Origin of the sequence: Alteromonas confluentis, assembly GCF_001757105.1 — a bacterium.
In the GTDB taxonomy this organism is placed as follows: Bacteria; Pseudomonadota; Gammaproteobacteria; order Enterobacterales; family Alteromonadaceae; genus Alteromonas; species Alteromonas confluentis.
This window is the reverse complement of record NZ_MDHN01000045.1, coordinates 1-16,263: the sequence shown is the minus strand read 5'-3', so window position 1 is coordinate 16,263 and position 16,263 is coordinate 1. Positions and strand designations below refer to the sequence as shown.

Below are 16,263 nucleotides of genomic sequence, written 5' to 3'. Positions count from 1 at the left end.
GAGAGGTTTTAGATGACCAAGTCGGAACTGATTGAACGGCTCGCGGACCAGGCGCGACATATCCCGGCAAAAGATTTAGAGCTGGCGATTAAAGAAATTCTGGAACAGATGGCGCAAACTCTGCAAAAGGGTGAGCGCATCGAAATTCGTGGTTTTGGTAGTTTTTCACTGCATTACCGTGCTCCGCGTGTTGGGCGTAACCCTAAAACCGGAGATACCGTTAAACTTGATGGTAAATACGTTCCACACTTTAAACCCGGTAAAGAATTACGTGAACGGGTAGATAGCGCCATAAACGCTTAATTCTAAAAAGCCGCATTCTGCGGCTTTTTTTATTTCTGCTCTTTTTTCATTCTGCAATCGCATAACCACGCATTCCCACATCCCGTCATTAGCATAAAAAGAGCGCGGTAGACCATCTTTATCAATAAGTCTAATTTATAAGATTAAAACTTGACCACGATCTCATAATCGATATATTAGAAAGGTGCTAATTAATACTTTTTTGCTGTAATAACAAAAACAATGCCAGCTTCCGAAGAACAACAGGTCATAAAACAGTATCAGCCGCTCATTAGAGCGCTTATTCCTTACGAGCAAGATAACAGACTGCTCGAAGGCCTGAACAAGTTTACGGGTCGCGTTTCTGCTTCTATACGCAAAACAATTAAAGAAGAAGTCATCAGACTCACGTCGCTAACTGACGCGCCAGCCGACAATTCCTCCTTTGCACAATTTCCTGTTTTCAAGTTTTCTCATTTTGGAATCGAAATGCGGCTTGATAAAGTGGGGGCGCGAATTCTGCAAAAAGAGTCCGAGTTATATCGTGAGCGCTATACTGTTGGTGTTTTTGAATCCATTACTAATTCTGATTTTTATAAAGATCACCTTAAAAAAGAAAACCATAAAAAAATCGTTGATGCGTTCACGATAGAAAGTCAGACATTAGATGACATTAATTTTGGTGATGCACTTGCAATAACACCCCATTTTCCCGTCTCTTCACTTGAGTTTGAAAAAGGGCGTAGCTGTACAGTATCTTCGTTCGCCAGTAACAGTATGTCGCTTGAGAGTAAGCGCCCGCCGAAAGTTAGCTCTAAAGAGGTTTTTAGTTTTCATTTGCCAGAAGTACCAGGCATACCCAAAGAGCAGACTGTCAGATACATGGTGAGTGCGATTAAATTCAATAAGCATACCGAAAAATACGAAACACACTTTCGACTTCATCCTAGTACCGAACCCAAAATACTGGCAGCACTAAAAAAATATGTGAACATGGCTTCGTTCCAACAGCCTTTACAGCGTGAACTGGAAAGTGAACGAGCCATGCAAGATCTTGAGCGTGATCGTATTCTCGATAATAGCCCTTGGGTTCCGGTATTTTTGCAAGTGAATAAGCAAGGTGTAACACCGCTCTCGGTGCTTTTCACGGCTGCGAACGAGCAGTTTAGTGGCGGAATACCTGCCACTCAAGATCTCACTCGTCCAAAGTTTATCAAAAGAATAATGGCTGAGATGGCAAGGTACTCAGAGTCATTTGTTATTACAGGGTTAATACAAACAAAGCAGGGCGAAGTAAGAATTGCCGCGACAATTCGCGAGCTCGAATCAGCTGGCATAATCGCCCAAGTTATTCACCTGCTCAATGCAAATAACTCAATGTATTGCGCACACTGTCGCTTGCAGCCGGTTGGTAACGTAGATAAGCAAAAAGCGTTTGCCATACATGACATTGTCTCGAACGAAAACGAGCAGTTAATGCAGATTTCTCATGTCATGTTTTATCGTAATGCGACGGAGAGTTTGACCGGTCTGGCTCTGAGTCAGCGACTGCCGATGCCAGCTATCCCCGATGAGTTTTTGCAAGACACCGCGAAGGCGAAAATCTCGCTGCTTTTTGATGAGCAACTTAACCGGCGTGCCGAAACCCGATATTTGCTAGAGAAGGAAGGGGCAATTAAAACGGGTTTGCTAAAATCACAACAGGTTTTCGTAAAAGACATCTCGCCCACTGGCATGTGCATTGAGTTGCCTGAACCATTATCGTCAGCTGAGAAAGAACTGAAGGTTTCCGTGCCCGAGTTCAAACTCAAGTCTCAGCGTTACCGCGTTGTAGGTGTTTCGCCTTGCAAAAAGGTCATACGGCTAAAGCTGCCTGCAAAACGAGATACAGTATCTGCAGGCATTAGTCAGTTTGTAAATAAAAATATCAGCTACTTTAAATCTCGCGATTTAACGGTAATCCAGCGAAGAAACCACCGATTTGCCTGGGAACTGGCTGTTCGTCATCATCCCTCTGCCAGCATTTTGTGTATAAATAACCGCTATTTAATCAACCGTCTGAAGACACTTTATCAGACTAGTGAATGCAGCGATTTATATCCATTTTCTGTTATCGAAAATGTGGTCCCTATGCATGGTTTTTTTGCCGATAAAAACGCCGATAAGCCTAAGTCTCGTTTGCTATCGGAAATGTTCGAGGGAAAAGTAACCTCATCAAATGTTGTCCATTGCGTCCGTAAAACCGATAGCAAGCTGGTTTATCTACCAGAACAAGAATATTTCTTCGGTGCTTTAAGAAAGCAGGTGCATAACCATTTAACTGAAAATAAAATTGAGTTATGCGTAACCAGGGTTGACGTTACACGATGCCAAAACCACGAAACAGCGATGTCTAAAAAGCGTCTCGCTCAGCTTTCTCGTATCGATAAACCCATGTACGATCGCTTCAGCGTAATGCAGACCTCTTATAGTCATGTATTGTATTTGACTAGCGAATCTGCTCTTCACAGCGCAGTGATGCGCGCAAAATTGCGTCCGGTCAAAGCTAAAGCTGAGCAAAAGCAGGCTGCGGCGACAGCATAACGTAGATTTTTACTGATTCTGATATTATGTTTTCCTTCAATTTGCTATCCTTTTGCTTAGTTGAAAAACAAAGGTTTTTACGTTGAAAGGAATAATCACACTTCTTGTTATCGTTTTCCTGTTAGTGATGGCGTTCGCCATTGGCTCCCAGAACGAAACGCTAGTGACCGTAAATTATTTGATAGCGCAGTCTGAATTGCGAATGTCTACGTTAATCGCTGTTACGTTGTCCATTGGGATCCTGATAGGGTTACTCATGATGCTTCTTAGCTGGCTGAGCTTGCGTGTTCAGCTCGTTGCGGTGCGGGGCCGGTTACGCAAGGCGACGAAAGAATAAAATATGCTGGAATTGTTGTTTCTTCTTTTGCCTGTTGCGGCCGGCTACGGTTGGATAATGGGCCGCAACAGTGTGCGTCAAGCGCAGCGGAAACAATCGAGCATATTATCTCGTCATTATTATAAAGGCCTCAATTTTCTATTATCCGATCAGCCTGATAAGGCTGTCGATACACTCATCAAGATGATCAACCTCAATAGCGATACGGTGGAGACTCACATCGCCATGGGGAACTTTTTCCGGCATCGCGGTGAAATAGATCGCGCCATCAAAATTCATCAAAACCTGGTTTCAAAAGAGGAAATTCAGGGTACACAGCAAGAAAACGCGCTTAAAGAGTTGGGCAAAGATTACATGCAGGCCGGTTTTCTGGAACGTGCAGAAGGCGCTTATCTGCAATTATTGAATAGCGATAGGCACTATCAGGTCGCTCAGCAACAATTATTCAGCATTTATCAGACAACCAAAGAATGGGAGCGCGCCATCGAGCTTGCTGAGCGTATGGTGGAATGCCATGGCGATACAGATGATGTGAGTGAACGGCTTGCCCATTTTTATTGCGAGCAGGCACAAATAGAACAGAGCAATGGTCAGCAGGGCGACGCACTGATATTGCTTCAAAAAGCGGTAAACGCTGATGAGCATGCTGTACGTCCTTGGCTCATGCTGGGGCATATTGCATTAGACCAAAAACGATATTCCGATGCGAATGCCTATTTTATTCAAGTTGCCGAACACGACCTGAACTGGTTTAGTGAAGCGGTACCTAGCTTAGAAGTTATCGCTAACGAAACCGGAGATTGGGATGGTTTCGAGAAAGCATTGGCTTCACATTGGCAAGAATGTGCAACGTCTTATCTCGCCATGGTCGATATTAAAATTCACCAGGGTAAAACATCTGAAGCCGCCCAATATTTGCTTGATCAATTGCGCAAGCGTCCTACCATGAAAGGGTTCAAAACCCTCATGGGGCTTTATATAGACCAAATCAACGATACTGAATCCGCAGATAGTTTACGTTTGTTGAAAGGTTTGGTTGAAGAACAGATTAAGCAGCGTCCCAAGTATCGCTGTGTAAGTTGCGGGTTTTCCGGAAGAAAACTGTATTGGCTATGCCCATCCTGTAAGAAATGGAATGTAGTAAAACCCATCAAAGGCTTAGACGGAGAATAAATCTCTCATGCAAGATCCTAAAGTCATCGTCGCTCTCGATTACGACAATGCAGACAATGCCCTGGCATTTGTTGACCAGCTAGACCCAAGCCTGTGCCGGCTGAAAATCGGTAAGGAAATGTTTACCTTATTCGGCCCAGAACTGGTTAAAAAGCTTCAGAATAAAGGCTTTGATATCTTTCTTGATCTCAAATTCCACGACATTCCGAATACGGTTGCCAAAGCATGTAAAGCGGCAGCAGAAATGGGCGTGTGGATGGTAAATGTCCATGCAAGTGGCGGCCTGGAAATGATGAAAGCAGCGAAACTGGCCATTGAATCCAGCTCTCATCCACAAACCAAACTGATCGCCGTAACAGTTTTAACCAGTATGGATGAAGCACAACTTCAACGCGTTGTTCCTGGTGTAACACCTGCCCAGCAGGTTGAAAAGCTTGCGGCGCTCACTTTTGAAGCGGGCCTGGATGGTGTTGTTTGTTCGGCACAAGAAGCCGTGCTTCTACGGAAAACCATGAAGGCACCTTTCTTGTTGGTCACGCCGGGTATTCGTCCTGCGGGCAGTGATGTTGGCGACCAAAAACGTGTGATGACACCCGTCGATGCGATGGAAGCCGGCGTGAGTTACCTTGTAATGGGCCGTCCTATTACCCAGGCCGCCGAGCCCATTACCGTATTAAAAGAAGTAAACGCATCACTTTAAAATATATTGTGGTTTATAAAACAAAAGCCCCGCTGTGTTCGCACACAGCGGGGCTTTTTCAGTAACTACTACTGATTATTTCAACGCTTCTTCTGCTGGCGTGTAGGTGAGGCCCAGCTGTTCACCTAAAGCATCAACTACGGCTTTGTAAGTCACTTTACCTTCGTGAACGTTCAGTCCGTTCAACAAATGTTTGTCGTCGAGCATGGCTTGCTTAGGCCCTTTGTTGGCCAATGCCAGTCCAAACGGCAGAGTTGCATTGTTCAGCGCCATAGTTGACGTACGAGCAACACCGCCAGGCATATTTGCTACACAGTAATGAACTACGTCATCGATAATGTACACAGGATCTTGGTGAGTGGTTGCCTTAGAGGTCGCAAAACAACCGCCCTGGTCAATTGCAACGTCAACTACGACTGAGCCTGGCTTCATCGCTTTGATGTGTTCTTCGTTCAGCAGTTTAGGGGCTGCCGCACCCGGAATAAGTACCGCGCCAACCACTAAATCCGCTTTTGAAGAATATTGCTCGATAGCGTCTACTGTTGAGAATACTGTTTTTACCTGACCATTAAAGATATCGTCAATCTGACGTAAACGAGGTAGAGAGCGATCCAGAATAGTGACATCTGCACCCATACCCACTGCCATTTTCGCCGCGTTAATACCAACCACGCCGCCACCGATAACTAATACTTTTCCTGGCGCTACGCCTGGTACACCGCCGAGTAACGTACCACTACCGCCATGCGCTTTCTCAAGGTAGTGCGCACCCGCTTGAACAGACATACGACCTGCAACTTCACTCATTGGTGCTAGCAGAGGCAGGCCACCACGATCATCAGTCACTGTTTCGTAAGCAATGCACGTTGCGCCTGAGGCAATGAGAAGCTCTGTTTGCACTGGGTCTGGGGCAAGGTGAAGGTAAGTGTACAGGGTTTGGCCTTTTCTCAGCATCTTACATTCGTTTGGCTGCGGCTCTTTCACTTTTACGATCATTTCTGCTTCGGCAAAAATTTCTTCCGCTGTTGCAGCGATATGTGCACCAGCAGCGATATACATTTCATCAGTAAATCCAATCGCTGTACCTGCGTTGTTTTCCACAACGACACTATGACCGTTTGTAACAAACTCTTTCACGGCGGCTGGCGTCAGGCCAACACGGTACTCATGGTTTTTAATTTCTTTTGGTACACCTACTAACATAGAACCCTCAATCATTGCTGTTTTATTGTGTTTTGAAGTGCCGCAGTATACGTGATGAAAAAACGAAGTTTGTGCTGAAGATTTCTGAGATGCCATGTTATATTCTGAGTTAAAGGGAGATCACGGAATATAATATGCTGGTAAAAACGCCAAAACACCTTGACCGAATAGACAGGAATATACTCATTCAACTTCAAAAAGACGGCAGGATTTCTAACGTTGAATTGGCAAAATCAGTGGGGTTGAGTCCGAGTCCGTGTTTGGAAAGAGTCAAGCGGCTAGAGGCGCAGGGGTACGTTAAGGGCTATCATGCAACCCTCGATCCTGAGAAGCTAGGCGCAGCTATGTTGGTGTTTGTTGAGATTACCTTAACAAAGACTTCAGTGGATATATTTGCAGAATTTTCTGCTGCCGTTCAAGATCAGGAAGACATCCAGGAATGTCACCTTGTTTCTGGCGACTTCGATTTTTTATTGAAAGCCAGAGTGGCTGATATGTCGAGTTATCGAAAATTACTTGGCGATACATTATTGCGGCTTCCTGGCGTGAGTGAATCTCGCACTTACGTGGTGATGGAGGAAGTGAAAAGCACTACCTCTTTACGGATAAACCTTAAATGAATGGTGAGTCGGTAAAATTCGATTAGAAAGTCGTCATGCAGATGTACCGTAGACAGATTAAAATAGGTAACTAAGCTACCTTTATGGTAGGCTTTTGCTATAAAAACACCTGTTGAAACGAGGGAATTTCAGGTTGTATTCAGCCATGATTCAGCAGGGTTGCAAATAATAATGAATGTTTCAAACAGGCCGGCGTTGTCTTCCGTGTGCAGGGATATGCCTTTACACAAACGCCTGGCTGATATTAGTGATTAGGGTTTATGGCGCGTTTAACAGGTGTTCAGCGATTACTCGAGGCCGGCATGATTGTCGCCAGTGTGTTCGCTTTCTTCATTCTACTAGCATTAGCCTCCTTTCATCCCGGCGATCCGGGATGGAGTCAGGCCGGGCTGCAACTCGATGTACACAACTGGGTTGGTGCTACCGGGGCATGGGTTGCCGATCTTTTATTGTTTAGCTTTGGTTGGCTGGCCTATTTATTACCTTTCTGTTTTGCCTTCATTGGCTGGTTTCTTTTCCAGCATGTGAAAGATCTTGATGAGTTCGATTATCTTACTATCGGATTGCGTATCATCGGCGGCTTGCTGATTGCGTTGGGCGTAACAGGCATCGCCAGCATTAATTTCAACGATTTGTATAACTTTTCTGCCGGCGGCTTTGTGGGTGATGTCATTAGTTCAGCGCTCATTCCGTATTTTAATACTGCCGGTACCATTCTTTTGTTGCTTTGTTTTTCCTGCACCGGTTTTACCTTGCTAACCGGCATCAGCTGGTTGGATATAATCGATGGTCTGGGAAGTGCCACCATATGGTTTGGACGCAAAACGATCACGGTACCGCAGCAGCTTATTGGTCTTGAAATGCCACGTCTTGCGCTTTCTTCTCCAGAAAAATCAGCGGGGCAGGGGAGTGACGATTCTCTCGATGTGACAACGTTGAGGGCTGCGCCTCCTGCAGAAGATGAAAAGCCCACGAAAACTTCAACCGGCCGTACATATGGCAGTTCAAACAGGGATGAACCTTCTTTTAGTATTCCAGATGAAGTGTTTGCTGACGAAGAAGAACCCGAATATACCCTGAATGAAGGCAGCAGCGACAAAGGTGATACCAAAGATAGCAAATCTTCAGGATTTTCTTTTAGCAGCTTAAAAGAAAAAGTCATGCCAGCAAAAGAGAAAGCCTCATCAGAGCCCGAAGTAGAAAAATCGGAACCCACTTTCTCTGCGTTTGATGATGTCTCAGAAACCGACAACACAAGTACGGAAAGTGGTATCAATACGCCACCGTGGACAGAAGAACAAACGGCTGCCCAACAGCCTGAAACGTCGGGCACTGCGCCTGCTTCGCAAAAGCCGAAAGCGCCTACCACGTTGGCAGAGGCCGTAGCTGCAAAAAAAGCAGAAAAAGCGGAAATTGCTGCACTTGGTCCCATGCCTTCATTTGAACTGTTGGATCGCCCGAATCGGAAAGAAAACCCCATTACCCAGGAGGAAATGGACATGCTTTCCCGCCTGGTTGAAGACAAATTGAAAGACTTTAACATTGAAGCGAACGTGGTAGGTGTTTATCCAGGCCCGGTGATTACCCGATTCGAACTTGATTTAGCACCTGGTGTGAAAGTCAGTAAGATTACAGGTCTTTCAAAAGACTTAGCCCGTGCTATGTCTGCAATGTCAGTACGCGTGGTGGAAGTTATTCCTGGTAAGTCGGTTATTGGTCTTGAGTTACCGAACAAAAAGCGCGAGATGGTAAGCTTAAAAGAAGTGATCACCTGCGACGCTTTCCAGAGTAATAAATCGGCGCTAACCATGGTATTAGGTGCGGATATCAGCGGAAAACCTGTGGTGGTTGATCTTGCGAAAATGCCACATTTGCTGGTAGCCGGTACCACGGGTTCAGGTAAATCGGTAGGCGTGAACGTGATGATTCTGAGCTTGCTGTATAAGTCTAAGCCAGAAGATGTACGCATGATAATGATTGACCCGAAAATGCTCGAGCTTTCGGTATATGAAGGCATTCCGCATTTGCTTGCTGAAGTGGTTACCGACATGAAAGAAGCCGCCAATGCCTTGCGTTGGTGTGTGGGCGAAATGGAGCGTCGTTACAAGCTAATGTCTGCGCTGGGCGTACGTAACCTCAAAGGTTATAACGCCAAAGTGCTGCAAGCCATTGAAGACGGCGAGCCGATTAAAGATCCACTGTGGCGTACCGAAGACAGTATGGAGCAGGAAGCGCCTGACCTCGAGAAATTGCCTGCGATTGTCGTGGTGGTGGACGAATTCGCTGATATGATGATGATTGTCGGCAAAAAAGTAGAAGAACTAATCGCCCGGATTGCACAGAAAGCCCGTGCTGCGGGAATACATCTTATCCTTGCGACTCAACGCCCATCGGTAGACGTTATTACTGGTCTGATTAAGGCCAATATTCCTACCCGTATTGCGTTCCAGGTATCCAGTAAAATTGATTCCCGCACTATCCTTGACCAACAGGGCGCAGAAGCCCTTCTCGGCATGGGTGATATGCTGTATTTGCCGCCAGGCAGCCCAGTTCCTACCCGGGTGCATGGTGCATTTGTTGACGATCATGAAGTACACGCGGTGGTTAGCGACTGGCAGAAGCGCGGTAAACCCAATTACATCGATGAAATTCTAAACGGTGAATCGTCAGCCGAAATTCTGTTACCCGGTGAGGCGTCAGAGAATACCGATGAGGAATACGATGCTTTCTTCGATGAAGCCGTTGCATTTGTTACTGAAACACGACGTGCCAGTGTATCCTCAGTGCAGCGAAAATTCAGAATTGGTTACAATCGCGCAGCCCGCCTGGTAGAACAAATGGAAGCAAACGGTGTCGTATCTTCACCGGGCCACAACGGTAACCGGGAAGTTCTGGCACCACCTGCACCGAAGGAGTAATTAATATGCGTCAGGTTTTAGCATTATCGGCAATGGTATGTTCTCTTAGTTTTTCATCTGTAGCGTTGGCTGATGATCAGGCAACCACCGAATTGCGCACCTTGCTCTCACATATCAGTCAGTATAAAGCGATGTTCAAACAAACCATTACTGACACCGAAGGTAATGTGGTTCATGAAGCCAATGGAAATATTGTGCTTGCCCGTCCGGATAAATTACGCTGGGAAACGGTATCACCCGACGAAAATACCTTGGTGGCCGATGGTGAAACCGTTTGGAATATCGACCCTTTCGTCGAGCAAGTCACGATTATCGATCAGAAAAAAGCGGTTAAAGATAACCCTATTATGTTGATCACTGCTACGGACGATGAAACTTGGTCAAAGTTTGTGGTGAGAAAAGCGGATGCGGCTAGTGACGAGTACTTTGTTACGCCGGTGAATCAGGAAGGACAGATTCGTGAACTTACCCTTATTTTCAGTGATGACGCCTTAGTCGGTTTAACCACGCTAGATGCGCAGGAGCAAATCAGCAGTCTGAAATTCAGTGCCGTTGAGACCCAATTTCCACTGGCAGCCGATGCCTTTACGCCTTCTTTTTCTGATTCTTACATAGTTGACGACCAGCGGTGAGTTTATTTTCCCAGGATGATTACGCGCCGCTTGCGGCGCGGATGCGCCCTGTCAGCATTGATGAATATGCAGGCCAGCAGCATTTATTAGGCGAGGGTAAACCGCTGAGAAAAATGCTCGAGGCGGGACAGTGTCACTCGATGATCTTGTGGGGACCGCCAGGCACCGGCAAAACCACCTTGGCGGAAATGATTGCCCAATATACTCATGCAAAAGTTGTGAGGTTGTCAGCAGTGACGGCGGGTGTGAAAGATGTACGTGCTGCCATGGAACAGGCAGAGATAGATAAGCGTCATGGTCAGCGAACCCTGTTGTTTGTCGATGAAGTACATCGCTTCAATAAGAGCCAACAAGATGCCTTTTTGCCTTTTGTTGAATCTGGTGTGGTGACTTTCATTGGTGCTACCACCGAAAACCCATCGTTCGAACTGAATAATGCGTTACTGTCCCGAACCCGGGTATATGTACTCAAAGCACTTGACGATGAGGCGCTGAATCGTTTGCTAGAACGCGCATTACACGACACCGAGAAAGGTCTTGGCAGTCGCGGGTTGTCGCTTACAGATGAAGCGCGCAGTGCGCTGGTTGGTTTATGTGCTGGGGATGGACGTAGATTGCTCACGTATCTCGAATTAGCCAGTGATTTTGCTGAAGGTGACGAAATCGTCCTTGCCGACATTGAACAAGCGGTAGGTGAAAAAGTCGCAGCCTATGATAAAGGCGGTGATGCGTTTTATGATCTCATTTCTGCTTTTCATAAATCGGTAAGGGGCTCTGATCCTGATGCCGCGTTGTATTGGTACGCCAGAATTCTCAATGGTGGCGGCGATGCACTGTACGTAGCAAGACGGTTGCTGGCGATTGCGTCTGAAGATATCGGCAACGCCGACCCCAGAGCCTTGCACATTTGCGTGACCGCATGGGACTGTTATCATCGTGTTGGACCCGCAGAGGGTGAACGGGCTATTGCTCAGGCTGCGGTGTATTGTGCTCTGGCACCAAAGAGCAATGCGGTCTATATGGCGTTCTCGCAGGCGAAGCAGTTAGCCGCAAAAGCGCCTGATTATCCTGTTCCCATTCATCTGCGAAATGCCCCAACCGCACTGCTAAAAGAGCTCGGCCACGGTGATGAGTACCGGTATGCCCATAACGAGCCAAACGCTTTTGCGGCGGGTGAAGTGTATCTGCCACCTGAACTTGCTGGGAATCGGTTCTACGAGCCTTCCGAGCGTGGGCTGGAACAAAAACTAAAAGCGAAGCGGGATTTTCTCGACGCACTCAATCAACAAGCATGGAATAAAAAGGGATAACACAATGCCAACAGGGATTGTACTTTACTGTTATATTGCCGCTGGCGGTGCCATGGGGGCCTGCTTGCGCTATTTTGTTAGTTCAAACATCGATTCCTGGTTTGGAAAAGCGTTACCGTTTGGTACACTCACCGTCAATGTGGTGGGCTCTTTCAGCCTGGCACTTTTATATGGATTCATAGAGCGGCACGAACTGGTGGAATCACCGTATCGGGCGCTTATTGGTGTGGGCTTATTAGGCGCCTTTACCACCTTCTCCACGTTTTCAATTGAAACGCTGACACTACTGGAAAACGGCCTGATCATGAAAGCTGTTGCCAATGTGTTACTGAATGTCTGCCTTTGCCTGTTAGCAGGCTGGGCAGCCATAGCAATGATGAAAGGATAAAAAGAATTACATGTTAGATCCAAAGTTACTTCGCGCAGACATCGATAACACCGCGAAGCGTCTTGCAGAGCGTGGTTTCACGCTGGACGTAGATGCATTTAACGCACTGGAAGAGAAGCGTAAGGGTTTACAGACCAAAACGCAGGAATTGCAAAACGAGCGTAATGTTCGTAGTAAATCTATCGGTAAAGCTAAAGCACAGGGTCAAGACATCGCACCACTGTTGGCTGAAGTCGGGCAGTTAGGCGATGATCTGGATGCCGCAAAAGCCGAACTTGATGCATTACTTAGCGAGATCAGTGCATTGACACAGGGCATTCCTAACTTACCGGATGCTTCTGTTCCTGCAGGTAAAGACGAAAACGACAATGTTGAAATTACCAAGTGGGGCACACCTGCTTCTTTCGATTTTGAAGTAAAAGACCATGTTGATGTCGCGGAAGGTTTGGGTAAGGGCGCCGACTTCGAAGTGGCAACTAAACTCACAGGAAGCCGCTTTGTGGTAATGCGTGGCCAGGTGGCGCGTTTACACCGTGCACTCGCGCAATTCATGTTAGACACCCACACCGGCGAACACGGCTATCAGGAAATGTATGTACCTTACCTGGTAAACCATGACAGCTTGTACGGTACTGGGCAACTGCCAAAATTCGGTGAAGATCTTTTCCACACCAAACCCGCTACGGAAGAAGGACAGGGGCTTTCTTTGATCCCAACTGCCGAAGTACCATTGACTAACATTGCCCGTGACGAAATCTTTGATGCGAAGCAATTGCCGGTAAAAATGACTGCACATACACCTTGTTTCCGCAGTGAAGCCGGTTCGTATGGTCGCGATACTCGCGGGCTAATTCGTCAGCATCAATTCGAGAAAGTTGAGCTTGTGCAACTGGTGAAGCCTGAAGATTCCTTTAATGCGCTGGAAGAACTAACCGGTCATGCTGAAGTGATCCTGCAGAAATTGGGTCTGCCATACCGCAAAGTTTTGTTGTGTACTGGCGATATGGGCTTTGGTTCGTGCAAAACCTACGATTTGGAAGTGTGGCTACCGGCGCAGGATACTTATCGCGAGATTTCATCTTGCTCAAACATGCTGGATTTCCAGGCGCGCAGAATGCAAGCACGTTACCGTAACCCTGAAACAAATAAACCAGAATTGCTGCACACATTAAACGGTTCTGGCTTAGCGGTAGGGCGTACATTGGTAGCGGTTCTTGAAAACTACCAGCAAGCTGACGGCAGTGTGAAAGTCCCGGAAGTATTGGTTCCTTACATGGCTGGCGTAACAGAAATTAAACCTTCCTGATAATTTCTGGCAGCTGTAAAAAAAGCGGAGCAATTAACTCCGCTTTTTTGTGTCTGATAGAAAATTATAAACACTTTGCCGGTTTCGGCAGTCCCGCCAGTTTAGTAGCCTGCTTTGCGGGTCCTTTCTTAAAGAGGCGCTGTAGATAGCGGCTATTGCCTTTTTCTGGTCCGTGCTCGGCAGCAATGGCTTTCACCAGTGCGCGAATAGCTGGGCTGGTGTCGTATTCCAGATAAAATGCGCGAACGAATCGCACCACTTCCCAGTGCGCATCCGTTAGTTCAATATTTTCTTGTTCAGCTAAAAGCGGCGCCATGCCTTCGTCCCATTGTGTGTGGTCCAAAAGATAGCCGTTTTTGTCTACCGCTATTTGCGCGCCGTTATACTCTAAAAAATGGGTGTCACTCATTTCACTACTACCTGTTTACCGTATTGCTCTATAAGCACTACAATTTCACTGTCTGTTATCAAGGCTGCGTCTTCTACTTGCACACCACGTTGTTCGGCGTCGAGCTGACGTACTTTCAGTGTTGAGCACAAACTGGCAAGTTTATATACCTGATACACGCCATCTTCTAACAATATCACCGGTGATCCTGCCACATTCGCTGCAGCGAGGTAGCGATACATTTGCGTGGTTTCTGTGGCCGTATTAATCGTTACTATCATTAAAATGTCACCACGTGATCGGCTTGTTCGACAAGAAAGATAATTCCTGCATCGTCGAGAGGCTCAGCTAAGTCTGATACGATATCTAATGAATAGCTTTGTGTACTCATGCCCTGGCGTTCTATATCGCTTTGCGCGTAATAGCATTCTTCAATATCGAAAAACGGTAATGATTTAAGTCGCTTGCTTTGATCTTTAACCCCGTTGACTTTCTTTTGCGGCAATAGCTGATACAGACCATTGCCTTCGAATATTATCACTACCTCATGACCGTAGTTCGTAGCGGCAAGTGCAAAATCCAATCCGTCAGATGCATCGCTGGTACCATAAGGTGCGCTGGTCAATCTAATCAATAGTTTAGCCATTAGAATTGCACCAGATGTTTGCTGTTGTGTAAATCGGCAAAAAATTCACCCAGACCCGTTTGTTCAAACGGTACAATGTCATTTGCATTTACACCGCGCTTTTCGCCAGCGGTCATACAAACCCGTAATGTGACATTATGGTTCTGATTTAGTGTTTTCCATGCCGTGAAATAATTGGTTTCATCATTCGGCGGGGCCATTGCGGGCATCGCATTATAAATCCCACGCTGATAAAAAAATATTTGGTCTATATGATGTCCATCAGCCAAAAGCTGATGACAGAAGGCAAGGGCAGTAGACACTCCCTGGTCGTCATAAGGCGCTGATGTAACAAGGACAGTGTAATTAGACATAGAAATAAAAAAACACCCCGTTTGGGGTGTTTTCTCCAGACTCACGGGTAACGATTAGTCGTCGCTACCGAACGCACCTAACAGATGCAGAATTGCTGTGAACAGGTTGTAGATGTTCAGGTACATCGATACTGTTGCACGAATGTAGTTAGTTTCGCCACCGTTAACAATACGGCTGGTATCGAACAGAATGAAACCAGACATAATGAAAACAATTGCTGCACTAATTGCCAGTGAAACCGCAGGTACCATAAAGAATATGTTAGCGATACCAGCAACTATGGCCACAACCAAACCAACAATCAGAAAACCGCCCAGGAATGAGAAGTCTTTCTTAGTGGTGAGTGCATAACCAGAAAGCGCGAAGAATACCAGTGCTGTTGCACCTAAAGCCTGCATGATAAGGCCCGGACCACCCATTGCGAGATAAAACTGCAATGTGTAACCCAAAGATGCACCCATCAAGCCGGTGAAAGCAAATACCCAGTAAATACCGGAAGCAGAATCCGCTTTTTTCTGAACTACGAATAAAGTGATGAAAGCGCCGATGGTCATTACCAGAGACATAATAGGTGAAATACCTACTGCCATGGCAATGCCGGCACAAACAGCACTGAAAGCCAGGGTCATGGCAAGCAGCATATAAGTATTGCGAAGTACCTTATTGGTTTGCAATACTGACTGTTGAGATGCACCTGCATACATCGAACGTTGATCCATTGTTTCCTCCAGAAGGATATCGTTAAAAACCAAAAAAATATGGTGATGTAATCTTAGGTCATTTGTATGGGTTTTGGTTCAATATTTCAAGTGCTTTCCACATCAAAGACACCCCTTGTAACATCTTACGTTTAATTAATACGCAAGTTGGGGTAAATCCAGACCAGTTTGTTTAAAACATAAGCGCTTAAACAGTTTTTTAAAATTATCCCTTTACAGCCATAAAAATATCATTAAGATACGCACCACTTACGGAGAGATGGCAGAGTCCGGCTGAATGCACCTGACTTGAAATCAGGCGAAGGGTCAAACCTTCCGGGGGTTCGAATCCCTCTCTCTCCGCCACATTCTAGAAAACACCGCCTATCAGGCGGTGTTTTTGTTTGTTTGCCCAGCGAAGCTGGCAAACCCGTCAGGTTGAAAGAAGCCTGAATCACCCTGACTGAGGGGAAGATAATCCGAATGGCAAGGGCGTTGCTGGCTAACGGCAGGGTCTGAAGGAAGCCATAGGAAGTTAGAAGTACACAACGAAAGTGAACCTGATTCGGCAATGCAGGAGGGTAAGCGTGCAAAATAGCGTGAAGCCCGATACTCGGTCAGTCCTGTATTGTGCTTGAGGGTGGGATTTCTAACAGGGAGCCAGTGCAGTAACTGGGGAAGCCTGACACCGTCTCTGGTGATAAACCAGAAGCATCTGTACGAGA

18 protein-coding genes and 1 tRNA gene are annotated in these 16,263 nt (G+C 46.3%); 12 read left to right on the top strand and 7 right to left on the bottom strand.

Annotated features, from left to right (window positions below; genetic code table 11):
* The first annotated feature begins 12 nt into the window (after positions 1–12).
* The 5 genes from ihfB to pyrF all read left to right on the top strand — a co-directional run bounded on the left by ihfB (position 13) and on the right by pyrF (position 5,075).
* On the top strand, positions 13–303 hold the full coding sequence (gene ihfB / locus BFC18_RS20835; RefSeq protein ID WP_070127695.1) for an integration host factor subunit beta: 291 nt from the start codon (positions 13–15) through the stop codon (positions 301–303).
* 222 nt (positions 304–525) lie between these two features.
* Positions 526–2,865: a hypothetical protein gene (locus tag BFC18_RS20830; protein WP_070127694.1), complete on the top strand. Its 2,340-nt coding sequence runs from the start codon at positions 526–528 to the stop codon at positions 2,863–2,865.
* 82 nt (positions 2,866–2,947) lie between these two features.
* Positions 2,948–3,202: a lipopolysaccharide assembly protein LapA domain-containing protein gene (locus BFC18_RS20825; protein WP_070127693.1), complete on the top strand. Its 255-nt coding sequence runs from the start codon at positions 2,948–2,950 to the stop codon at positions 3,200–3,202.
* Between the two features lie 3 nt (positions 3,203–3,205).
* Positions 3,206–4,375, top strand: a complete 1,170-nt coding sequence (lapB, locus tag BFC18_RS20820) for a lipopolysaccharide assembly protein LapB (protein WP_070127692.1) — start codon at positions 3,206–3,208, stop codon at positions 4,373–4,375.
* Positions 4,376–4,382: 7 nt separating this feature from the next.
* Complete coding sequence (pyrF, locus tag BFC18_RS20815; RefSeq protein WP_070127691.1) at positions 4,383–5,075, top strand: orotidine-5'-phosphate decarboxylase; 693 nt, start codon at positions 4,383–4,385, stop codon at positions 5,073–5,075.
* Between the two features lie 75 nt (positions 5,076–5,150).
* Here the strand turns inward: pyrF and ald are convergent, their stop codons facing one another.
* On the bottom strand, positions 5,151–6,278 hold the full coding sequence (gene ald, locus BFC18_RS20810) for an alanine dehydrogenase (protein ID WP_070127783.1): 1,128 nt from the start codon (positions 6,276–6,278) through the stop codon (positions 5,151–5,153).
* A 134-nt stretch (positions 6,279–6,412) separates the two neighbouring features.
* On the opposite strand from ald, the gene lrp reads away from it, so the two are divergent.
* From lrp to serS, 6 genes are all read left to right on the top strand, one after another.
* Entirely contained in the window at positions 6,413–6,898 is a 486-nt protein-coding gene (gene lrp, locus BFC18_RS20805; protein ID WP_070127690.1) for a leucine-responsive transcriptional regulator Lrp, read from the top strand.
* A gap of 260 nt (positions 6,899–7,158) precedes the next feature.
* Entirely contained in the window at positions 7,159–9,816 is a 2,658-nt protein-coding gene (locus BFC18_RS20800; protein ID WP_070127689.1) for a DNA translocase FtsK, read from the top strand.
* Between the two features lie 5 nt (positions 9,817–9,821).
* Positions 9,822–10,448: an outer membrane lipoprotein periplasmic chaperone LolA gene (lolA, locus tag BFC18_RS20795; protein ID WP_070127688.1), complete on the top strand. Its 627-nt coding sequence runs from the start codon at positions 9,822–9,824 to the stop codon at positions 10,446–10,448.
* Positions 10,449–10,489: 41 nt separating this feature from the next.
* Positions 10,490–11,758 carry a replication-associated recombination protein A gene (locus tag BFC18_RS20790; protein ID WP_070127687.1) on the top strand — a complete coding sequence of 423 codons (1,269 nt, stop codon included), beginning with the start codon at positions 10,490–10,492 and terminating at the stop codon, positions 11,756–11,758.
* A 4-nt stretch (positions 11,759–11,762) separates the two neighbouring features.
* Entirely contained in the window at positions 11,763–12,146 is a 384-nt protein-coding gene (crcB, locus tag BFC18_RS20785; protein WP_070127686.1) for a fluoride efflux transporter CrcB, read from the top strand.
* Between the two features lie 10 nt (positions 12,147–12,156).
* Entirely contained in the window at positions 12,157–13,452 is a 1,296-nt protein-coding gene (gene serS / locus BFC18_RS20780; RefSeq protein ID WP_070127685.1) for a serine--tRNA ligase, read from the top strand.
* Positions 13,453–13,516: 64 nt separating this feature from the next.
* Here serS and BFC18_RS20775 read toward each other — a convergent pair whose 3' ends face one another.
* From BFC18_RS20775 to BFC18_RS20755, 5 genes are read right to left on the bottom strand one after another with little or no spacing between them, the layout of a single operon-like run.
* Entirely contained in the window at positions 13,517–13,861 is a 345-nt protein-coding gene (locus BFC18_RS20775; RefSeq protein ID WP_070127684.1) for a TusE/DsrC/DsvC family sulfur relay protein, read from the bottom strand.
* Positions 13,858–14,121 (bottom strand): hypothetical protein, encoded by a 264-nt coding sequence (locus BFC18_RS20770; protein ID WP_139139063.1) that lies wholly within the window; start codon positions 14,119–14,121, stop codon positions 13,858–13,860. The genes BFC18_RS20775 and BFC18_RS20770 overlap by 4 nt, the downstream gene beginning before the upstream one ends.
* Positions 14,121–14,486 (bottom strand): DsrE family protein, encoded by a 366-nt coding sequence (locus tag BFC18_RS20765; protein WP_070127682.1) that lies wholly within the window; start codon positions 14,484–14,486, stop codon positions 14,121–14,123. Before BFC18_RS20765 ends, BFC18_RS20770 begins: the two co-directional genes overlap by 1 nt.
* Positions 14,486–14,839, bottom strand: a complete 354-nt coding sequence (gene tusD / locus BFC18_RS20760; protein ID WP_070127681.1) for a sulfurtransferase complex subunit TusD — start codon at positions 14,837–14,839, stop codon at positions 14,486–14,488. The genes BFC18_RS20765 and tusD overlap by 1 nt, the downstream gene beginning before the upstream one ends.
* A gap of 54 nt (positions 14,840–14,893) precedes the next feature.
* Positions 14,894–15,559, bottom strand: a complete 666-nt coding sequence (locus tag BFC18_RS20755; RefSeq protein ID WP_070127680.1) for a Bax inhibitor-1/YccA family protein — start codon at positions 15,557–15,559, stop codon at positions 14,894–14,896.
* A gap of 253 nt (positions 15,560–15,812) precedes the next feature.
* On the opposite strand from BFC18_RS20755, the gene BFC18_RS20750 reads away from it, so the two are divergent.
* Positions 15,813–15,904 (top strand) — tRNA-Ser (locus BFC18_RS20750).
* Between the two features lie 21 nt (positions 15,905–15,925).
* Here the strand turns inward: BFC18_RS20750 and BFC18_RS21840 are convergent.
* Positions 15,926–16,263 (bottom strand): hypothetical protein (locus BFC18_RS21840; protein ID WP_211481057.1); only part of this gene is annotated, 338 nt, incomplete at its 5' end.

What these genes read in the sequence shown, in the direction of transcription:
- serS (WP_070127685.1), top strand. Translation starts at nt 12,157, where the DNA reads ATGTTAGATCCAAAGTTACTTCGCGCAGACATCGATAACACCGCGAAG.
- lrp (WP_070127690.1), top strand. Translation starts at nt 6,413, where the DNA reads ATGCTGGTAAAAACGCCAAAACACCTTGACCGAATAGACAGGAATATA.
- crcB (WP_070127686.1), top strand. Translation starts at nt 11,763, where the DNA reads ATGCCAACAGGGATTGTACTTTACTGTTATATTGCCGCTGGCGGTGCC.
- tusD (WP_070127681.1), bottom strand. Translation starts at nt 14,839, where the DNA reads ATGTCTAATTACACTGTCCTTGTTACATCAGCGCCTTATGACGACCAG.
- pyrF (WP_070127691.1), top strand. Translation starts at nt 4,383, where the DNA reads ATGCAAGATCCTAAAGTCATCGTCGCTCTCGATTACGACAATGCAGAC.
- BFC18_RS20765 (WP_070127682.1), bottom strand. Translation starts at nt 14,486, where the DNA reads ATGGCTAAACTATTGATTAGATTGACCAGCGCACCTTATGGTACCAGC.
- ihfB (WP_070127695.1), top strand. Translation starts at nt 13, where the DNA reads ATGACCAAGTCGGAACTGATTGAACGGCTCGCGGACCAGGCGCGACAT.
- BFC18_RS20775 (WP_070127684.1), bottom strand. Translation starts at nt 13,861, where the DNA reads ATGAGTGACACCCATTTTTTAGAGTATAACGGCGCGCAAATAGCGGTA.
- BFC18_RS20830 (WP_070127694.1), top strand. Translation starts at nt 526, where the DNA reads ATGCCAGCTTCCGAAGAACAACAGGTCATAAAACAGTATCAGCCGCTC.
- BFC18_RS20790 (WP_070127687.1), top strand. Translation starts at nt 10,490, where the DNA reads ATGCGCCCTGTCAGCATTGATGAATATGCAGGCCAGCAGCATTTATTA.
- lapB (WP_070127692.1), top strand. Translation starts at nt 3,206, where the DNA reads ATGCTGGAATTGTTGTTTCTTCTTTTGCCTGTTGCGGCCGGCTACGGT.
- lolA (WP_070127688.1), top strand. Translation starts at nt 9,822, where the DNA reads ATGCGTCAGGTTTTAGCATTATCGGCAATGGTATGTTCTCTTAGTTTT.
- BFC18_RS20755 (WP_070127680.1), bottom strand. Translation starts at nt 15,559, where the DNA reads ATGGATCAACGTTCGATGTATGCAGGTGCATCTCAACAGTCAGTATTG.
- BFC18_RS20800 (WP_070127689.1), top strand. Translation starts at nt 7,159, where the DNA reads ATGGCGCGTTTAACAGGTGTTCAGCGATTACTCGAGGCCGGCATGATT.
- ald (WP_070127783.1), bottom strand. Translation starts at nt 6,278, where the DNA reads ATGTTAGTAGGTGTACCAAAAGAAATTAAAAACCATGAGTACCGTGTT.
- BFC18_RS20770 (WP_139139063.1), bottom strand. Translation starts at nt 14,121, where the DNA reads ATGATAGTAACGATTAATACGGCCACAGAAACCACGCAAATGTATCGC.